This is a genomic window from Shinella sp. GW821-FHT11G07 (assembly GCF_058808115.1).
Window position 1 is genome coordinate 1 of the sequence record NZ_JBXARJ010000006.1, and the last position, 16,558, is coordinate 16,558.

General features: G+C 61.1%; 22 protein-coding genes and 2 tRNA genes. 11 read left to right on the top strand and 13 right to left on the bottom strand.

Going from position 1 to position 16,558, the window contains the following annotated elements; all coding sequences use genetic code 11:
• Positions 1-205: 205 nt before the first annotated feature.
• The 8 genes from AC1RT2_RS12935 to AC1RT2_RS12970 form a co-directional block, all read right to left on the bottom strand.
• Positions 206-904 (bottom strand): acylneuraminate cytidylyltransferase family protein, encoded by a 699-nt coding sequence (locus AC1RT2_RS12935; protein ID WP_493102378.1) that lies wholly within the window; start codon positions 902-904, stop codon positions 206-208.
• A gap of 59 nt (positions 905-963) precedes the next feature.
• Entirely contained in the window at positions 964-1,890 is a 927-nt protein-coding gene (locus AC1RT2_RS12940; RefSeq protein WP_493102380.1) for a polysaccharide deacetylase family protein, read from the bottom strand.
• On the bottom strand, positions 1,884-2,864 hold the full coding sequence (locus AC1RT2_RS12945) for a hypothetical protein (protein ID WP_493102382.1): 981 nt from the start codon (positions 2,862-2,864) through the stop codon (positions 1,884-1,886). The genes AC1RT2_RS12940 and AC1RT2_RS12945 overlap by 7 nt, the downstream gene beginning before the upstream one ends.
• Positions 2,865-2,876: 12 nt before the next feature.
• On the bottom strand, positions 2,877-4,532 hold the full coding sequence (locus tag AC1RT2_RS12950) for an HAD-IIIC family phosphatase (RefSeq protein ID WP_493102384.1): 1,656 nt from the start codon (positions 4,530-4,532) through the stop codon (positions 2,877-2,879).
• Positions 4,533-4,552: 20 nt separating this feature from the next.
• Positions 4,553-4,837, bottom strand: coding sequence for a hypothetical protein (locus AC1RT2_RS12955; protein WP_493102386.1), 285 nt, complete (start codon positions 4,835-4,837; stop codon positions 4,553-4,555).
• A 234-nt stretch (positions 4,838-5,071) separates the two neighbouring features.
• Positions 5,072-6,187 carry a UDP-N-acetylglucosamine 2-epimerase gene (gene neuC, locus AC1RT2_RS12960; RefSeq protein ID WP_493102388.1) on the bottom strand — a complete coding sequence of 372 codons (1,116 nt, stop codon included), beginning with the start codon at positions 6,185-6,187 and terminating at the stop codon, positions 5,072-5,074.
• 14 nt (positions 6,188-6,201) lie between these two features.
• A complete protein-coding gene (locus AC1RT2_RS12965) occupies positions 6,202-7,305 on the bottom strand; it encodes an N-acetylneuraminate synthase family protein (protein ID WP_493102390.1) in 1,104 nt (367 codons plus the stop codon).
• Positions 7,306-7,431: 126 nt separating this feature from the next.
• Positions 7,432-7,506 (bottom strand) — tRNA-Thr (locus AC1RT2_RS12970).
• A gap of 145 nt (positions 7,507-7,651) precedes the next feature.
• Here AC1RT2_RS12970 and AC1RT2_RS12975 point away from each other — a divergent pair.
• From AC1RT2_RS12975 to AC1RT2_RS13020, 10 genes are all read left to right on the top strand, one after another.
• Entirely contained in the window at positions 7,652-7,840 is a 189-nt protein-coding gene (locus tag AC1RT2_RS12975; RefSeq protein WP_069060062.1) for a hypothetical protein, read from the top strand.
• Positions 7,841-8,008: 168 nt separating this feature from the next.
• Positions 8,009-9,301, top strand: a complete 1,293-nt coding sequence (gene murA, locus AC1RT2_RS12980) for a UDP-N-acetylglucosamine 1-carboxyvinyltransferase (protein ID WP_069060063.1) — start codon at positions 8,009-8,011, stop codon at positions 9,299-9,301.
• Between the two features lie 101 nt (positions 9,302-9,402).
• Positions 9,403-9,840, top strand: a complete 438-nt coding sequence (locus tag AC1RT2_RS12985) for a DUF2948 family protein (RefSeq protein WP_493102393.1) — start codon at positions 9,403-9,405, stop codon at positions 9,838-9,840.
• Between the two features lie 46 nt (positions 9,841-9,886).
• Positions 9,887-11,185, top strand: coding sequence for a histidinol dehydrogenase (gene hisD, locus AC1RT2_RS12990; protein ID WP_493102395.1), 1,299 nt, complete (start codon positions 9,887-9,889; stop codon positions 11,183-11,185).
• Between the two features lie 4 nt (positions 11,186-11,189).
• Positions 11,190-11,666 (top strand): UPF0262 family protein, encoded by a 477-nt coding sequence (locus AC1RT2_RS12995; protein ID WP_444800948.1) that lies wholly within the window; start codon positions 11,190-11,192, stop codon positions 11,664-11,666.
• A 4-nt stretch (positions 11,667-11,670) separates the two neighbouring features.
• Positions 11,671-12,132, top strand: a complete 462-nt coding sequence (locus tag AC1RT2_RS13000) for an arsenate-mycothiol transferase ArsC (protein ID WP_069060067.1) — start codon at positions 11,671-11,673, stop codon at positions 12,130-12,132.
• Positions 12,133-12,276: 144 nt separating this feature from the next.
• Positions 12,277-12,495, top strand: coding sequence for a translation initiation factor IF-1 (gene infA / locus AC1RT2_RS13005; protein ID WP_069060068.1), 219 nt, complete (start codon positions 12,277-12,279; stop codon positions 12,493-12,495).
• Positions 12,496-12,561: 66 nt separating this feature from the next.
• Positions 12,562-13,182 (top strand): Maf-like protein, encoded by a 621-nt coding sequence (locus AC1RT2_RS13010; protein WP_493102398.1) that lies wholly within the window; start codon positions 12,562-12,564, stop codon positions 13,180-13,182.
• A gap of 1 nt (position 13,183) precedes the next feature.
• Entirely contained in the window at positions 13,184-13,393 is a 210-nt protein-coding gene (gene yacG / locus AC1RT2_RS13015; RefSeq protein ID WP_493102400.1) for a DNA gyrase inhibitor YacG, read from the top strand.
• 174 nt (positions 13,394-13,567) lie between these two features.
• A tRNA-Phe gene (locus tag AC1RT2_RS13020) sits at positions 13,568-13,643 on the top strand.
• Between the two features lie 70 nt (positions 13,644-13,713).
• Here the strand turns inward: AC1RT2_RS13020 and AC1RT2_RS13025 are convergent.
• From AC1RT2_RS13025 to AC1RT2_RS13045, 5 genes are read right to left on the bottom strand one after another with little or no spacing between them, the layout of a single operon-like run.
• The gene (locus AC1RT2_RS13025; RefSeq protein WP_493102402.1) at positions 13,714-14,796 is read right to left on the bottom strand and encodes a tyrosine-type recombinase/integrase; all 1,083 of its coding nucleotides are present in this window, start codon (positions 14,794-14,796) and stop codon (positions 13,714-13,716) included.
• On the bottom strand, positions 14,796-15,029 hold the full coding sequence (locus AC1RT2_RS13030; protein WP_493102404.1) for a hypothetical protein: 234 nt from the start codon (positions 15,027-15,029) through the stop codon (positions 14,796-14,798). The genes AC1RT2_RS13025 and AC1RT2_RS13030 overlap by 1 nt, the downstream gene beginning before the upstream one ends.
• A gap of 2 nt (positions 15,030-15,031) precedes the next feature.
• Complete coding sequence (locus tag AC1RT2_RS13035; protein WP_493102406.1) at positions 15,032-15,490, bottom strand: hypothetical protein; 459 nt, start codon at positions 15,488-15,490, stop codon at positions 15,032-15,034.
• A 3-nt stretch (positions 15,491-15,493) separates the two neighbouring features.
• Positions 15,494-15,754 (bottom strand): hypothetical protein, encoded by a 261-nt coding sequence (locus AC1RT2_RS13040; protein ID WP_493102408.1) that lies wholly within the window; start codon positions 15,752-15,754, stop codon positions 15,494-15,496.
• 50 nt (positions 15,755-15,804) lie between these two features.
• Entirely contained in the window at positions 15,805-15,987 is a 183-nt protein-coding gene (locus AC1RT2_RS13045; protein ID WP_493102410.1) for an Arc family DNA-binding protein, read from the bottom strand.
• Positions 15,988-16,092: 105 nt separating this feature from the next.
• On the opposite strand from AC1RT2_RS13045, the gene AC1RT2_RS13050 reads away from it, so the two are divergent.
• Entirely contained in the window at positions 16,093-16,551 is a 459-nt protein-coding gene (locus AC1RT2_RS13050) for an Arc family DNA-binding protein (protein WP_493102412.1), read from the top strand.
• The last annotated feature ends 7 nt before the right edge of the window (positions 16,552-16,558 follow it).

Here is a 16,558-nt window from a genome sequence, read left to right on the forward strand (position 1 = left end):
CGGCCCAATATGGGCATCGCCGGCATCACACCCGCACAAAAACTGAAGAGGGCTGCGTGAATTCTACCGTAGAGCCCCGTTAAAAACGGGAGGATTACCGGGTGATTTTTCGTATGCAGTTGGCGCAAGACCGCTGCCGCCTCTTGTGCGACAATCTTTAGACTGTGAGGAACGTATGGCTCTCCTATTCGAAAGGATGCTGGCGTTACCCGGTGGCTTTCCTGGACGCCTCGAGCATTTCCTCGCAACGGTGCAGATCCTCGATGGTATCGACGTCCACGGAGGCGGCGGCACTCATCACATATGGAACACACCCAGCGACATAGAAACTCTTCGCGCGCAAAAGCGTCTCAGTGCGGATGATGTAGATCGCACCATTCTGGCGATAGATTTTCGGCAGCTCCTGGCGCGGTTTTGATAGAGAGGGGGCATCGAAGAGCGGTTCGAGCCGGCCGCTGTCGTCTACACGGAAGCTCTTATAGGGGTGGTGTTCTTCTTCGCACACGCTGATCAGCGCCGGCACGTCGACCGCCTCATAGGCGGCAATGGCTTCTGCCAGATGACGAGCGTCGCGCAAGGGCGATGTTGGCTGCAGCAACACGATATGCTCCGGCATTTCTCCCCGTTCGGCCAGAACTGCAATCGCATGTTCTACCGCCACAAAGGTCGGGGCATCGTCGGTCGCCAGCGCCGCTGGGCGGGCGATATGCTGCGCGCCATAGCGGACAGAGACAGACGCGATTTCGGTGTCATCGGTGGTCACGTAGACGCTGCCCACCGCCGCACAACCGAGCGCTGCCTCAATGCTATAGGCAATCAGCGGTTTGCCGGCCAGATCGATGACGTTCTTGCGCGGCAAGCCTTTGCTGCCGCCACGCGCCGGAATGAGTGCCGCATAATTCATCGATCGTTCCCAAATGGCCGGAACGCCGCCCGGCCGTACCAGATATCAGAAGACCGGGCTCACCCCAGGCTGGCTGTGCCGTGTTCGAACATGTTGCAATCGTATCGCGGCAGACGATACTTCTCGTTGAGATCGGCCGCGTCAATGGATCGGGGCTCGACGCTGAACGCATATGAGACCCCAAGACCCTTCAGAATATCGACGGTATCGCGGTTGAAGGCTTGGTCTCCACCATAGGGGTAGCAGAAGCTGTTCTCTTTTGCCTCGCCGCAGAGCGAGTGAAGAAAGTCAAAAGATTCAGTGATTTCCTCCCGCTGGGCGGTGGCGTCGAGATGGCTGAGCAGGGTGTGGCTCTGCCCATGGCTTCCGATGCCCATCCCGCCATCCGCCATCTCGCGAATCTGCTCGCGCGTGAGGTAGAAGCGGGTAGCAAGACCGGGCTCGCTGCCGAAGACGCTCTCCATAAGATCCGCCAGAAGGGCCTCCTTGAAGGCCGGCCTCACGTAATAATTGATGAGCTGCTTGGCGTGGGTCGTCGCCTGGTCATTCTGCTGGCTCAAATAGGTGGTCGAGCCGAATTTTTCACTTCCCTCGATCAGCATGCCGGGTTCGATCCGCTCGTGCAGTTTTTCGAGAAGGGCATCCCCGCCGAGATGGCCGAGCAGCATGTGCACCCGGTGCACGTCGAGCAGCGCGCCGCGGCGATAGGGGCCGGACGGCACATAGAACAATCCCCAGAGGCCACGTTCCTTCAGGAGGGGATAGACGTAGCGGTAGTGATCCACCAGTCCGTCATCGAAGGTGAGGACCACGCCCTTGGCGGGCTCGCCGGTCTGAACCGCGCGGTGGAAGGCTTCGCGATCGACGAAGCCGTAGCGCTCCTGGAAAAAGTCGAGCTGCCGCGCGAAATCGTCCGCATGAAGATAGCGGAAGGACGGAAGGTCGGGTTCGCTCTTGCGAACGTAGTGATACATGATGCCTAGCATACGGGTATCCTGTTCGGGCGTTCCTGGTCGGCATCTCCGCGAAGGAGGAGGAACGGCGCGTCGCTCTTGAGAGCGTAGCCGACATCTACGTTGCGGGCTTCGAACGGCTCGAAGTAGCCGGGTATGATCGTTGCCCCATCCCTCTTCTGCCATCCCGCGGCAAGCAGGGTGGCCTGGTCCTCGCCGGTGACAGTGAGGTCGACATATTCGCACCCCTCCCGAACGACCAGATCCTGCAAGGCACCGGTAATCTCTGGCAGAAGCGAAACATCCCCCACTAGATCGACAATGCGCATCACCCGCGCGCCGTTGGCTTCCACCATCCGCAGCACGACGCAGAGATCGTCGCCGGCCATGAACAGGCGGTATTTGTAGAATGGATGCTCGCTGAAGCGGCGGCGCAGATAGGTGCCCGACTTCACGGCAAGAGGACGCGGTGGCATCCAGTCGTCCGCTGGATTCTTCTCCGTCAGCAGCCGTTGCACGGGCAGGCGCGCTGCGACCTGCGGCTCGACGGCGATGGCGAAATGGGAAAGCTCCGGATTGCACAGATAATAATGGCTGAGCGTGCCTGTCCGCCAGCCGAGCATGCGATAGATCTTCTCGGCGACCTCGGTCACACCGAGCGTGCCAACGGCCTGCCAGTTCCCCTGTGCTTCGAGCGCCCGCAGCAGAAGAAGGCCGACGATCGGGCTTTGCGCATCGTCGACCACCTTCCAGAGGGAAAGCCAGGCCACAGCGTTCGACGCAAGCGCGCCGTCATAGCGGGTCGTCGGAATGAAACCGAGCACACCTTCGATCCGGCCCGAACTGTTGCGGGCCAGAAGGAAATTGTAGTCGTCGGTTTCAGGGCAGTAGTGCTGCCAATCGAGAAGCGGCTTATGCGTCGCGAGAACGTGGCCCTTGCGCCAATGCGTATCGATGAACGCCATCAGTGCAGCGGCGTCTTCCGCTTTGGCGCGCGCGATGTTCAAAACGATCCGCTCCTACGCATCCATGGAAATGGTGAGGAAATCCGGCTGCGGGTAGGCGCTCTCCAGATTCCAGCGGTAGAGATTTTCCTCTTCTTCGGAAAGACCGCTTCGCTTGAGGAATTCCAGCATGGGCTGGTTGCGTTTGGTGGGCTGGAAGCGGGCGAAGCCGAGCTTGGCGCCCCGCTCGGCCGCCTTGGCCAAGGCAACGCCCAGCATGGCCTCCTCGATCTTCCGCCCCATGACGCGGCAGCTCATGATGAAATCCACCACTTCCGCTTCTTCGCCGCGCACATCCAGCGTGACGATGCCGGTCAGGCCCGTATCGCCGAAGCGGTCGCTGACGCGGAAGCCCCAAAGATAACGGTCTCCGTCGGCCACCCAGGTTGCAAGCTCGTTTTCATTGGCACGGCGCGTTGCCAGATTGAACTGGTTCGTCTTGTTGAAAAGCTGGACGATACGCGCCTGGTTGGCGCTGTTCAATGGCGCGATCTGCACCCTCATGTCGATGGAGCGGAGCCAGTCCTCTTCCGATCCGGCATTCTGCTGGAGTTCCTGCCGGGCGCGCTCTTCAACAAACATGGCCGCGCGCTTCTTGTCTTCCTCGCTCAGCGCAGGAAGATCGAAGCAGGTCAGGGTATACAGCGCCCTGGTATAGTCGGTCGGATCCTCGGGCCATTCGGGCACAAAGACGTCCGGCAGCGCTTCGCGCACACGCGCACGCTCAGCCGGGTTGTCGTCAAGGAAGACCACCGAAGCGAGGCCGAGATTGACCGCCTTGGCGATCTCGACGATGTTCTGCGCCTTGTCCTGCCAGTTGATGCGCCAGCAGGCGAAATCGTCCTTGCGCAGAACCATTTCGGGATGCTTCTTGATGGCTTCGAGTGCGTTGCTCTCGTAGTTCTTGCTGGCGAGGGCGAGAATGATGCCCCTGCGGGTCAGGGCCTTGAGGGCGCGCTGAAAATCGACATGGGCCTCACCGATATGGTCGTGGCCACCGAGCTTGAGGCCTTCCCAACCGACATCGCCGAGAATGCCGCCCCATAGCGTATTGTCGAGGTCGACCACGATCAGGCGCCGCGAGGTTCCGCTGAGGCCATGGATGGCGGCGGCGATCTCGCGGGCACAGACTTCAAAGAACGGCAGGGTGAAGGGCACCTTCCCGGCATACCAGAAGCGCGCATTCGTCTTCGGCGCATCGAAATTGATCAGTACGCGCTCGGTATCGAGCAGGAAGACGTTGTTTACGTCCGCCAGCTGATCGGCAAGGCGATTGTTGGCGCGGTTGACCGCGTAGCGCAGGCCCTGGCCCGGACGATAGTCGGCCATGCCGTGCCCGCGCATGCCGAGCGGAATGCTCCAGGAAAAGACCAGGACCGTTTCCTGGTGGCGGGCGGCCTCGCGCAGTTCGGATGCGAAGTAATCGACATCCCGATCAAGCGCCGCCTTATCGACGGGATTGAACTGCGAAAGTGCCTGGAACGACGGCAGCGTATTTTCGATGCGGCTGAAAACCACCAGCGTTTCTGTTGCCGCCGGATGCTCTTTCAGGCCCTGGAAGACCTGTCCATAGGGAGCGACGGCCACTTCGGAACCGGGAAGGTGTTTCAAAAGGAGCGGCTTGAGGAGGTCAGCCGTGAAATCCGCCAGAATGCGATATTTGCGAGCCATGGATGTCACCTGGGGCTTCGTCAGACGCGCGCTGCGATATAGGCAGCAACACCACTGAATTTCTGGAACTGCTCTTTGTTTTTCTCGTCGGCGAGGGCCGACAAGAGATCGATGCGACCGCCCGCATCCTTGACAAATTGCTCGAGATTGATGGTCAGGGTGAGCACATTCACGGAGTCGAGTGGACTTTCTTCCGCGATGAACCATTCGTCAAGAGAGCGCTTCAACAGCTCTTCGCCGTGCATGGCGTTGATCGAGTCGATGGCTTGAAGAATAGCGTTCTCAATTGCCGGAGCTGTCGTCATGGATTGTAAAGATCACACGTTTCCTAGAGAAGAGGCACCTGTTAGCACCCTTTTCCGGCGATGTCGACGCGCCGGCCGGCAGAGAACAGGCGGCCGCAAACAGGCTGGAATTGCCCGTTTTGCGAAGCTGACGGACCACCGCAATTGCTCTGTTTCGACTTGCGAAAAAATGCTTTTGGCCACATTTAGGGCGCCCTTCAAAGGAAGAGCGGCGTCAGCGTTTCCGGCAACTGCTCAGTCGTTGAAGTTCTTCTGCATGGGGGCTGCCCAGAAATCCCGCGTATCCAGGATGTCAGCGAACAGGAGTGCTGCATTTCCACTGCCGAAGGCGTTGTTCCGCTCATAGCGCCGACCCCACTCGTCACGCAGGAATTTTTCGATCCCGGCAACATCCAATGCAGACGTGTGGGTGATGGACCCGGCCACCGACCTGTTGCTCTGGCGCGTTCCCAAATCCAGGCTGGGCACACCGAGGAACGGCGCCTCGCGCACGCCGGCACTGCTGTTGCCCACAATCGCTTTCGCATTCTTCATGAGCTCGGAGAAATACGCGAAGCGCATGTTGGGAAGGCGCCGAAACCGAGCGTCGTCCAACCGTTCAATCTCGGCGAAAATCGCTTCGCTTCCGGGATCGTTGTTGGGCGAGATGACGACGAAATTCCTGCCACTGGCATCGAGCGTGTCAAACAGGGCCTTGGCCTGCGCGCCCATCGTATCGCGCTCGGATGTAACAGGATGGAAGGTGACGATTCCATATTCCGCGAAGGGAATTTCGTAATGACGATGCACGTCCTCGATCGTCACGCCGGACGGCCGGCGATGAAAATCCAGCTCAGGCGAGCCGATATTGTAGATATAGTCCGGATTCTCGCCGAGCGCCATGACGCGCCCCTTTGCCGCTTCCGAGCTGACGAAATGGTAGGTGCAGAGCTTGGAGTTGCAGTGGCGGTAAATTTCGTCGATCGTGCCGGAAACCTCACCACCTTCGATATGGGCGGAGCGGATGTAGTTCGTCGCGCAGACCAGGGAAACCGCCAGCGCCTCGATCCGGTCGCCGTGAACAATGACCAGATCCGGCCTGTGCTCGTAAACCCAATCGGAAAAGCCGAGCACCGTCTTGGAGAGGATCAGATCCTGCGGGTCGCCGAGCCGCTGGTTGATGAACTCATGAACCTGAATGCCCGGAAGCCGCTTTACCTCTTTCTTGGTTGCGCCGTATTTTTCCAGCATGTGCATGCCGGTGACGAAAAAAGAGACACTATGGCCCACCGCCTGCGCCGCCTGCGCAAGCGGCTCGAGCTTGCCGAAATCGGCTCGCGTCCCCGTCACGAAGAGCAAGCTCTTCGCCATTTTCGCGTCGGATGTCATTGACCGAAATCGCTCCAGCGAAGCTGCTCGTTCCGGTTCCGGTCGACCTTGATCGTCTTGCCGATCAGTTCATCCAGTTTGTAGCCCGGAATGTCACCGTTGCCCGGACGCCGTGCCCATACGTCATACTCGGTAATCACGTCGCCGGCCTTTAGCGGGCGTTCCGCCACCACCGAGCTTCTTGCAAAGCGGTAGACGGACTCTTCCAGCTCGGAGCGACGCTTCTCATTGTGCAGGGCGATGTGAATTTCGCGCGAGCGATCGATGAGGAAACGCAGTTCAGCCGGATCCATCGAACAGGAGATGTCGGGACCCACGCGATAACGCGTATCCGTGAAATGACGCTCCAAGATACAGGCACCAAGGGCGACAGAGGCCAGCGCCATTTCCGGCCCGATGCTGTGGTCGGAAAATCCGACGATCGCATTCGGGAAGGCCTCCTGCAGGTCGCGTACGCCGCGCAGCGACACGATTTCCGGCGGAGATGGATAGAGATTGGTGCATTCCAGAAGAGCGTATTCGATACCAGCTTTGTCGAGCACCTCAACGGAGGCGCGGATCGTCTCGATCGTCTGCATACCGGTGCTCATTATGACCGGCTTGCCGAACGAAGCGATGTGCCGCAGCAAAGGGATGTTGTCGCACTCGCCGCTGCCGATCTTGAAGGCTGGCACGTCGATGCTGTTGAGAAAATTCGCGGCCTGACGGGAGAATGGCGTCGATATGTAGATCAGGCCCAGGCTCTCGGCATATATCTTCAACTCAGCCTCGTCCTCCAGGGACAGCGCACAGGACTGCATCACGTCCCAGATCGAGACGTCCGCGTTCGGCGGGAAGATGTTCTTGGCTTCCTCGGTCATTTCGTCTTCGACGATATGCGTTTGGTGCTTGACCAGTTCGCAGCCGCTACGGGCCGCTGCCAGCACCATCGACTTGGCGACCTCGAGGCTGCCGCCGTGGTTGATGCCAATCTCCGCAATTACGAGCGGCGGAAAAGACGGACCGATTTCGCGCGTTCCGATTTTCATGCTTCTATCCCTTCGATGACTGTTCTTCGCACTGACGGAAATTGCCGGGGGAGTCAATATTGGGCAATTCAAGGCTTATGAACGATTCAACGCGTGTTTCATGTCGTATGACTAGCGCCTTTCCGTTGCGGCAACGGACGGTCGAAGGCGGGCGCTGCCGCAGTCATATAAGGGAGGTTGGGAAATAGGACTGAAAAATGGTGCTGCTAGAGAGATTTGAACTCTCGGCCTCTCCCTTACCAAGGGAGTGCTCTACCCCTGAGCTATAGCAGCGTCCGGCGAAACAAGGTTGCTCCGCGTAAGCGAGGGCCTATTGCCATAGCTCACCCGGCAGTGCAAGCGGCGATTTCGCGATTGGTGCAACAAATGTGATGCGTACCCACTTTTATACGGGGTCGGATTCATTCAGAGAGTATGCATGACCGACAAGGAAGAGACGAAAACCAGGAAGATCAGGACCGAGGCGGAGATCCGTGCGGAGCGGCTGGCAAAGACGCTGCGCGACAATCTCCAGCGCCGAAAGCAGCAGGCACGCGCCCGGCGCTCCGGCGCGGCGGATGAAACGACCGGGCTGCCTGCCGCAAAAAAAGACGAATCGGACGGTTAGTCAGGCTTGTCTTCGCCATGAAGGCCAAGGGGGTGGTTTGCGAACCGGGCGCGCGGAAAAAACGGGCGGCGGGCACGCTCTTCATTTTTCGCTCGCGATGTTCTAAAGAGCCGCCATCTCCGAAAGCCGATATTCTTTGAGAAAGGCGGGCCCGGCCCGTAATCGCACATGGATCGTATCCGAATTGTAGGCGGCAACGAACTGAGGGGCACGATCCCGATTTCCGGCGCCAAGAACGCTGCGCTGCCGCTGATGATCGCGTCTCTTCTGACGGACGACACGCTGACGCTGGAAAACGTACCGCATCTCGCCGATGTCGAGCAGCTCATCCGCATTCTCGGCAATCACGGCGCCGACATTTCCGTTAATGGTCGTCGCGAGCGCCAGGGCGAAGGTTATTCTCGCACAGTCAATTTCACCTCGCGCAACATTGTCGACACCACCGCGCCCTACGAGCTGGTCTCCAAGATGCGCGCCTCGTTCTGGGTCATCGGCCCGCTGCTCGCCCGCGAAGGCAAGGCTCGTGTCTCGCTGCCGGGCGGCTGCGCCATCGGCACGCGACCGGTCGACCTGTTCATCGAGGCGCTTGCGGCCCTTGGCGCGAACATCGAGATCGACGGCGGCTATATCGAGGCGACGGCCCCGAAGGGCGGCCTAATCGGCGCGCGTTATACCTTCCCGAAGGTTTCCGTCGGCGCCACGCATGTTCTCATGATGGCGGCAACGCTTGCCCGCGGCACGACGGTGATCGGCAATGCCGCCCGCGAGCCGGAAGTGCAGGACCTTGCCAAGTGCCTGAACGCCATGGGCGCCAAGATCACCGGCGCCGGAACCGCGACGATTACCATCGAAGGCGTCGACCAGCTGTCCGGCGCGCGCCACCGCGTCCTGCCGGACCGCATCGAGACCGGCACCTATGCCATGGCGGTCGCCATGACCGGCGGCGACGTCGTTCTGGAAGGCACAGACGCCTCCCTGCTCGACACCGCCCTTGAGGCGATCCGCCGCTCCGGCGCCGAGGTTACCTCCACCGAAAGCGGCCTGCGCGTCGTGCGCAATGGCGGCGGCATCAAGCCGGTCGACGTGGTGACGGATCCCTTCCCCGGTTTCCCGACGGACCTCCAGGCCCAATTCATGGGCCTGATGACCAAGTCGAGCGGCATTTCGCACATTACCGAGACGATCTTCGAAAATCGCTTCATGCACGTGCAGGAACTGGCCCGCCTTGGCGCGAAAATCTCGTTGTCCGGCCAGACGGCCAAGATCGAGGGTGTCGAGCGGCTGCGCGGCGCACCGGTCATGGCAACCGACCTGCGCGCTTCGGTGTCCCTCGTCATCGCCGGCCTTGCCGCCGAAGGCGAGACGATGGTGTCGCGTGTCTATCATCTCGACCGCGGTTTCGAGCGGCTGGAAGAAAAACTCACCCGCTGCGGCGCCATCGTCGAGCGCGTCAGCGATTGATCTTCGAACGCGGCGGAGTTGCAGTCCGCCGCACTCCGTCCTATCTCGTGGAATAGATCGGGATGCCGCAGATCCGCGGCGTCCCCGGGAAGGACTACCCTATGGACAGCCTGAAATTGCTTGCTCTCGACGCGGAAGACCTTTCCGTCGTCTCCGCCCACCTGCAGGATGCGGTCTTCAAGACCGACGGCCTCTCCTATGACGCCCGCCACCACGTCTTTTCGGTCGTCATCAACCGCTTCGTCTGGGAAACGGCCGCCGGCCGCCGCAAGGCCTTCGAACGGCGCCGCGCCGTCGTCGCCTTCAAGCGCGTCAATGCGGTGCGCTCGCTCGGAATCGACCGCAAGGATGCCGACGCCGTGCTCTCCCTGCTCGCCGTGAACTTCGCCCAGAAGGACGATGGACCGGACGGCACGCTGGAACTCGTCCTGTCGGGCAACGCCTCCATCATGCTCGATGTGGAATGCGTCGAAGTTCAGCTTGCAGATACCGGCGGAGCGTGGGAAACCAGTCTGAAACCCCGCCATCCGGCGGTTTGAGGCATGGATCCGGCGTTTTTCGCCGGGAGACGACAGGACGGACGACTTGGCGATCAGACTTGACTACCAGAGCAGCGATTTCGAAAGCCGGTTCGCTGCCTTCCTGACGACCAAGCGCGAGGTCTCCGAAGACGTCAATGCGATCGTCCGCACGATCATCGACGATGTTCGCTCCCGTGGTGACAAGGCACTCGCCGAGTACTCCAAAAAATTCGACGGCCTGGACTTTGCCGTCACCTCCATGCGCGTGTCGCTCGAGGAGATCGACGCCGCCTTCGATGCGGTCGATGCCAAGATCATCGCAGCACTCGAACTCGCCGCCCAGCGCATCGAAAAGCATCACGCCCGCCAGAAGCCGAAGGATGACATCTACGAGGACGATATCGGCGTCGGCCTCGGCTCGCGCTGGACGGCAATCGATGCCGTCGGCCTCTATGTACCGGGCGGTACGGCAAGCTATCCGAGTTCCGTGCTGATGAACGCCGTGCCGGCCAGGGTCGCCGGCGTACCGCGTATCGTCATGGTCGTGCCGGCGAAGGAAGGCGCGATCAATCCCGCCGTGCTCGCCGCCGCCCGTATTGCCGGCATCGACGAGATCTACCGCATCGGCGGCGCGCAGGCCGTCGCGGCCCTCGCCTACGGCACGGAAACGATTGCACCCGTCGCCAAGATCACCGGCCCCGGCAATGCCTTCGTCGCCGCCGCCAAGCGCCATGTCTTTGGCACGGTCGGCATCGATATGATCGCCGGTCCCTCCGAAGTGCTCATCATTGCCGATGCCGACAACGATCCGGACTGGCTCGCCGCCGATCTGCTCGCCCAGGCGGAGCACGATGTCGGCGCCCAGTCGATCCTCGTCACCGACAGCGTAGACCTTGCCAATGCCGTCGAGGCCGCCGTCGAACGGCAGCTGAAGACGCTGGAGCGCTCGGAGACGGCCGCTGCCAGCTGGCGGGATTTCGGCGCCGTCATCCTCGTGCCGGACCTCAAAAAATCGGTGCCGCTGGCAAACCGCATCGCCGCCGAGCACCTGGAGATCGCCACAGCCGATCCGGATGCGCTGCTGCCACAAATCCGCAATGCCGGCGCCATCTTTGTCGGCCGCCACACACCGGAAGTCATCGGCGATTATGTCGGCGGGTCTAACCACGTGCTGCCGACCGCCCGCTCGGCCCGCTTTTCCTCCGGCCTTTCCGTGCTCGACTACATGAAGCGCACATCCATCCTGCGCCTCGGCCCGGATCAGCTGCGGGCGCTTGGTCCTGCCGCCATCACGCTGGCCGAAGCCGAAGGGCTCGGCGCCCATGCCCGCTCCGTCGCCATCCGGCTCAACCTGGAGACATGAGGCCATGGGCACGACGGGCAGCTTCCGCCTCTGCGACGTGGTGCTGGACGACACGATCGGCCGCGCCACGCCGGATGTGGAACACGAGCGTGCCGTCGCCATCTTCGACCTCATCGAGGAAAACACCTTCGAGCCGATCGGCCATGCCGGCGGCCCCTATCGCCTGAACATTTCGCTTCTCGATTCCAAGCTGGTCTTCACCGTCCGCACCGAAGCCGGCGAGAATGTCGCCACCCACATCCTTTCGCTGACGCCGTTCCGGCGCATCGTGAAGGACTATTTCCTGATCTGCGAGAGCTATTACCAGGCGATCCGCTCGGCGACACCCAGCCAGATCGAGGCGATCGACATGGGCCGGCGCGGTATCCACAACGAGGGCTCGCAGACGCTGGTGGACCGGCTCTCGGGCAAGATCAAATTCGACTTCGACACCGCCCGCCGCCTCTTTACGCTCGTCTGCGTTCTCTATTGGCGCGGGTGAGCGGATGGAGGGCGTTTCCCCGGCACCTCAGGAAACCCGGTCGCGAACACCCCGCTCGCTTCTCTTCATGTGCCGTATGAATGCCGTGCGCTCCCCGATGGCCGAGACGATCGCCCGCAGCCTGCTGCCCGGCACCTATGTCGCCTCCGCCGGCGTGCGTCCCGGCGAGCGTGACCCCTTCGTCGATGCGGTGCTCGACGAGGTCGGCCTCTCGCTCGGCCGCCATGCGCCGCGGTCGCTCGATGAACTGGAAGACGACTACTTCGACCTCATCGTCACGCTGGCGCCCGAAGCCCACCATGCAGCCCTCGAACTCACCCGCTCGATGGCAGTCGACGTCATGTATTGGCCGACACCCGACCCGACGGTTGCGACCGGCACGCGCGAGCAGATTCTGAGTTCGTACCGCGAGGTTCGCGAATTCCTGAAAACTCTGATAGAGAAGCGCCTGAAAGACCCGGGCTGAGCCTCCAGGGGCCCGATTTTCGGCAAATGCAGAAACCCGGCGCTTCGGTGTTCACAAAGCACCGGGGATTGTGTAGTTTCCGGCAAATTTTTCGAGGCGGGCATCCGGCTCGCCCTCATCCACCTACAGGAATATCATCACAAGATGGCAAAAGAAGAAGTCCTCGAATTCCCCGGCACCGTGACGGAACTGCTCCCGAACGCAACGTTCCGCGTCAAGCTCGAAAACGAGCACGAGATCATCGCGCATACCGCGGGCCGCATGCGCAAGAACCGCATCCGCGTTCTCGCCGGCGACAAGGTTCTGGTCGAGATGACCCCGTACGACCTCACCAAGGGCCGCATCACCTACCGTTTCAAGTAAGCCAGAGGGGCCGCGCCCTCGCCCGGCTGATGCCGCAGAGCGAAGACCGGCGCCCCCGGAGACCCCATGGCGCAGACCGACACGCTCATCCTTGCCTCCGGCTCGCCACGCCGCGTCGAACTGCTCGCGCAGGCCGGCATCGAGCCCACTCGCCTGATGCCCATGGACATCGACGAGACGCCGAAGCGCGCCGAGCATCCCCGCTCGCTGGCGCGGCGTCTCTCGACCGGCAAGGCTCAGGCAGCGATCGCCGCCATCAAGGGCGATCCCGCCTTTGCCGGCAGCTACATCCTTGCCGCCGACACGGTCGTCTCGGTCGGCCGCCGCATCCTGCCGAAGACCGAGATGATCGACGAGGCGTCGAGCGCGCTCCATCTCCTCTCCGGCCGCAGCCACCGCGTCTTCACCGGCGTGTGCCTGATCACGCCGGACCGCACCGTGCGCCAGAAGGTCATCGACACCAAGGTGCGCTTCAAGCGCCTCTCGACCACCGACATCGAACGCTACCTCGCCTCCGGCCAGTGGCGCGGCAAGGCGGGCGGCTACGCCATCCAGGGCATTGCCGGCAGCTTCGTCGTCAAATTGGCCGGCTCATACACCAACGTCGTCGGCCTCCCCCTCTACGAAACGCTCGCCTTGCTTTCCGGCGAAGGTTTTGACGTGCATGCCGGCTGGGCGGACGCCTGACATGACGGACGAAAGCAAAAATCCGGCCGCGACGGTCGCGCCCCTGCGCAAGGCTGTCCCATGTCCGATCTGCAAGCGGCCCTCGGCCCGCGAGCACTATCCCTTCTGCTCGCCGCGCTGCCGCGACGTCGATCTCAACCGCTGGCTCTCCGGTTCCTACGCCATTCCCGTTGCCGATGATGAAACGAAGGCCGACGAAGACGACATGTGACGCCTTTGTCACACGGCAAAAACACAACCTTTTCCATAGCTTGCAAGACCCGTCATTTTTCCCGCAAAAAACCGCCCATAGGGCTGGACACATTTTTGCAAGATGCTATAACCCCGCTCGCTCCCGGGGCGAAACCAAGCGCCCCACGGATTTCCAAGCGAAATCCACATAGATGCCCGGATAGCTCAGTTGGTAGAGCAGCGGATTGAAAATCCGCGTGTCGGTGGTTCAAATCCGCCTCCGGGCACCACTCTAAGCCCTTATTGCGCCTATCTTTTTCCATATCCGCACATATCCTAAACTAACCCGGTTTGACAGTTTCAGCCATCGGGTTTGACAGCTTTTGTTTTCCGTCTGTTCATTTCAGCATTGAGATCGGTCACCGCAGCCGAGGTCTTTTTCGACACATCGGCGCGGCGTGAATAGTGCTTTGCCATGGCTTCAGTCTTCTGCCCGAGCACGATGGCGATGGTCTCATAGTCTGCGCCCATCTCTCGCAAGATCGTCGCCACCGTGTGACGCAAGCCCTTGAGCGTCAGCCCCGGCCTAACCTTTTCCTCTTTTTCCAGCGCCAGTTTGATCGGCCGCCAGGAGGCCCGAAACCCTGAAACACTCCACGGCCGCCCGTAACTGTTCGCGCAGAGCGTTATGGCGTCGTGCGCGGGCGCGGCGGCGAACGCCGCTTTGACCGGTGGCAACAACGGCAACAGCACCGCCCCGCCCGTCTTGCCACGCCGCGTATCGATCAGGTCGTTGACGATCGCGGTTCGCGGCAGCTTGAGCGCGTCTTGCGGATCGAGCCCGTAAAACATCATGAGCGCGATCGGCGGCACCATGTGCGCGGGAAGCGCGGCCATCACGGCGTCGCGCTCGTCATCGCCCCATGGGCGGTTCGCCTCCGGCGCACCCTTCGGTTTCCGGATGCCCTTGATGGAGCCTGCGGGATTGTCGCGGACATAACCGCGCTCCTTGCCCCAGGCGAAGAGCAGCGAAAGAACCTGGCGAATGTAGTTGCCGAAACGCCGCCCCCGGCTGTCGCCGGCCTTGTCGCGGATGCGCACGACCAGCGGCGGCGTGAAGCTGGAAAGCGGCGTGTTCTCGATCTTTCTGAGATAGTCGAAACACTTCTGGTAATCGGCCTGCGTGCGCGTGGCGAGATCGCGGAAAGCGGCGCTCGCACGATAGCTCTTGATGAGCATGCCGAGCGTGCCGGGTTTCGCATCATCCGCCGCCTTGTGCAGCTCGGCAATGCGATAGCACTCGCCATAGAATTCGAGGCTGTGCAGCGGAAAGCGATCGAGGTCGATCGCCGTTCCCGTCCTGCGGTGGTAGCAGCGCCATTTGAAAGGCGGCTTCTTGTCCTGGAATATCTGGAAGCCCTTGAGCTTCTTGCGCTCGGCCATCAGTCGAGCCTTCCAATGATATCGTCATCGCTGGTCGCGCCGTCCTTCAACGTATCAATCCAGCGGTCGAGATCCTGCATGTCGTACAGCCGCGCGCCATCAGGCATCTTCACCGGTGACACCTGACAGGCAACAGGAAAGCGCTTGACCGGAAGGCCGCAGTAGTCTGCGGCCTCCTTCGGTTTCAGCATGCGCCGAGGCGCGAGCTTGATATTTAAGGTGGCCGATGCCATCCCTATGCCTCCACCCTTCGGATCAGATCGCGCTCCGAGACGATCGAGCGGGGCCCGACCGTATATCCGTCGATGAAAGGCGCGGCATACAAATCCCCCCGCACCCCCTCCGGAAATTGCCGCACATGGCTAACTGTACACGACCCGTCAGCCTTCAGAACTTCGTAGTAACCGTCGCCAGTGAAGCAGCTTGGCTTGACTGAAACCGTAACCCATTGACCGCCGTCTAGATCGGTCATGATCTGTCCGCTGACGATCGGGCAATCCGGGTTCATCTTCCGCAGTATCGATTTCAGTTCCCGGATGCACTGATTGAGTTCGTGCTCGAGAGAGATGGCTGTGGGCTGCACCACGTCGGAAGAAATCCGATCGGGTGCAGCCATCGCCGCGGCTGGCAGAGTTGCGGCGGAGCCGGCGGCGGCGAGTTTCAGGAGATGGCGGCGAGGAAAGCGCTTGCCCATGTGTCACGCCCTCACTTCGCGGCCGGCGAATTCCAGCGTCTCGATTGACGTGGAAAGGGCCTTGCTCGTTTCCCGCAAAAGGAAGGTCAGGCCGTTGAGTGCGCGACTTTCGCCATGCTGGTCGTGACGCTCGGCGATATCATCGGCGACACGGATCAGGATTTCCAGAACGGCGAGCCGTTCGACCAACGTGCACTCCACATCCATGATGGCCTGCACGGCACTTGCTTTCGGATGCGGCTTGGGTGTAACCTTGTCTTGCATTTCGATAGTCCTCCAGGGCTGTTGATACCAAAGAGGGCGCTGCGGTTTTCTTAGGACCGCGCAGCGCCCTCTTTCATTTCCAGCGGATCGAAAAGCGCACGCTTCAGATGGAAAACGATCTCAGCGTTCATTGAGCGCTCGTTGCGTTCGGCCTCTTCCCTAATCCGGTTACGCATGCCGTCAGGCATGCGAACGATGAATGTGTCGGCTAATTGGCTCGGGTATTTCTTCACCTGCGTCTCCTAGCGATTTGCTATGAAGTAAACATAGCGGCTCGCTAGGATTGCCGCAAGCGCAAAACATAGCTACTCGCTACATAAAACGCCGAGGGAGCTTCAATGGCCAAAAAGACGTACCCCAGTGACGCGCAGGACCAATACATGGTTCGCTTCCCCGACGGCATGCGCGACCAGATCAAGGATGCCGCTGAGGCCAACGGCCGATCCATGAACGCGGAAATCATCACCCGCCTGGAGGCATCGCTCGCGGGAGCGACAGGGGGAGTGGGGGGTATCGATCAGATATTCGCTCAGGCCATCCAAGGGCTACTGAGCCGGCCGGAGCCGCCGGCGCCTGCGATCATCAAACGCCTCGAAAACGCGCACGCGGCATTCCGCCAGGCCGAGTCGCAGCAGCTCCGTGACTTCCTCGATCTCGTTCAAACCCTCGATCGCGGCGACGATATGTTCGGCACGTCCTATGAGGAACAGACGGCGCGCGCTAGGGAATATGAGGTCAATGAGTTGCGATCTCGCGCCCACCAATTAGGGTTCCGACTGGAAGCGGATAAAAAATAGCGTAGGG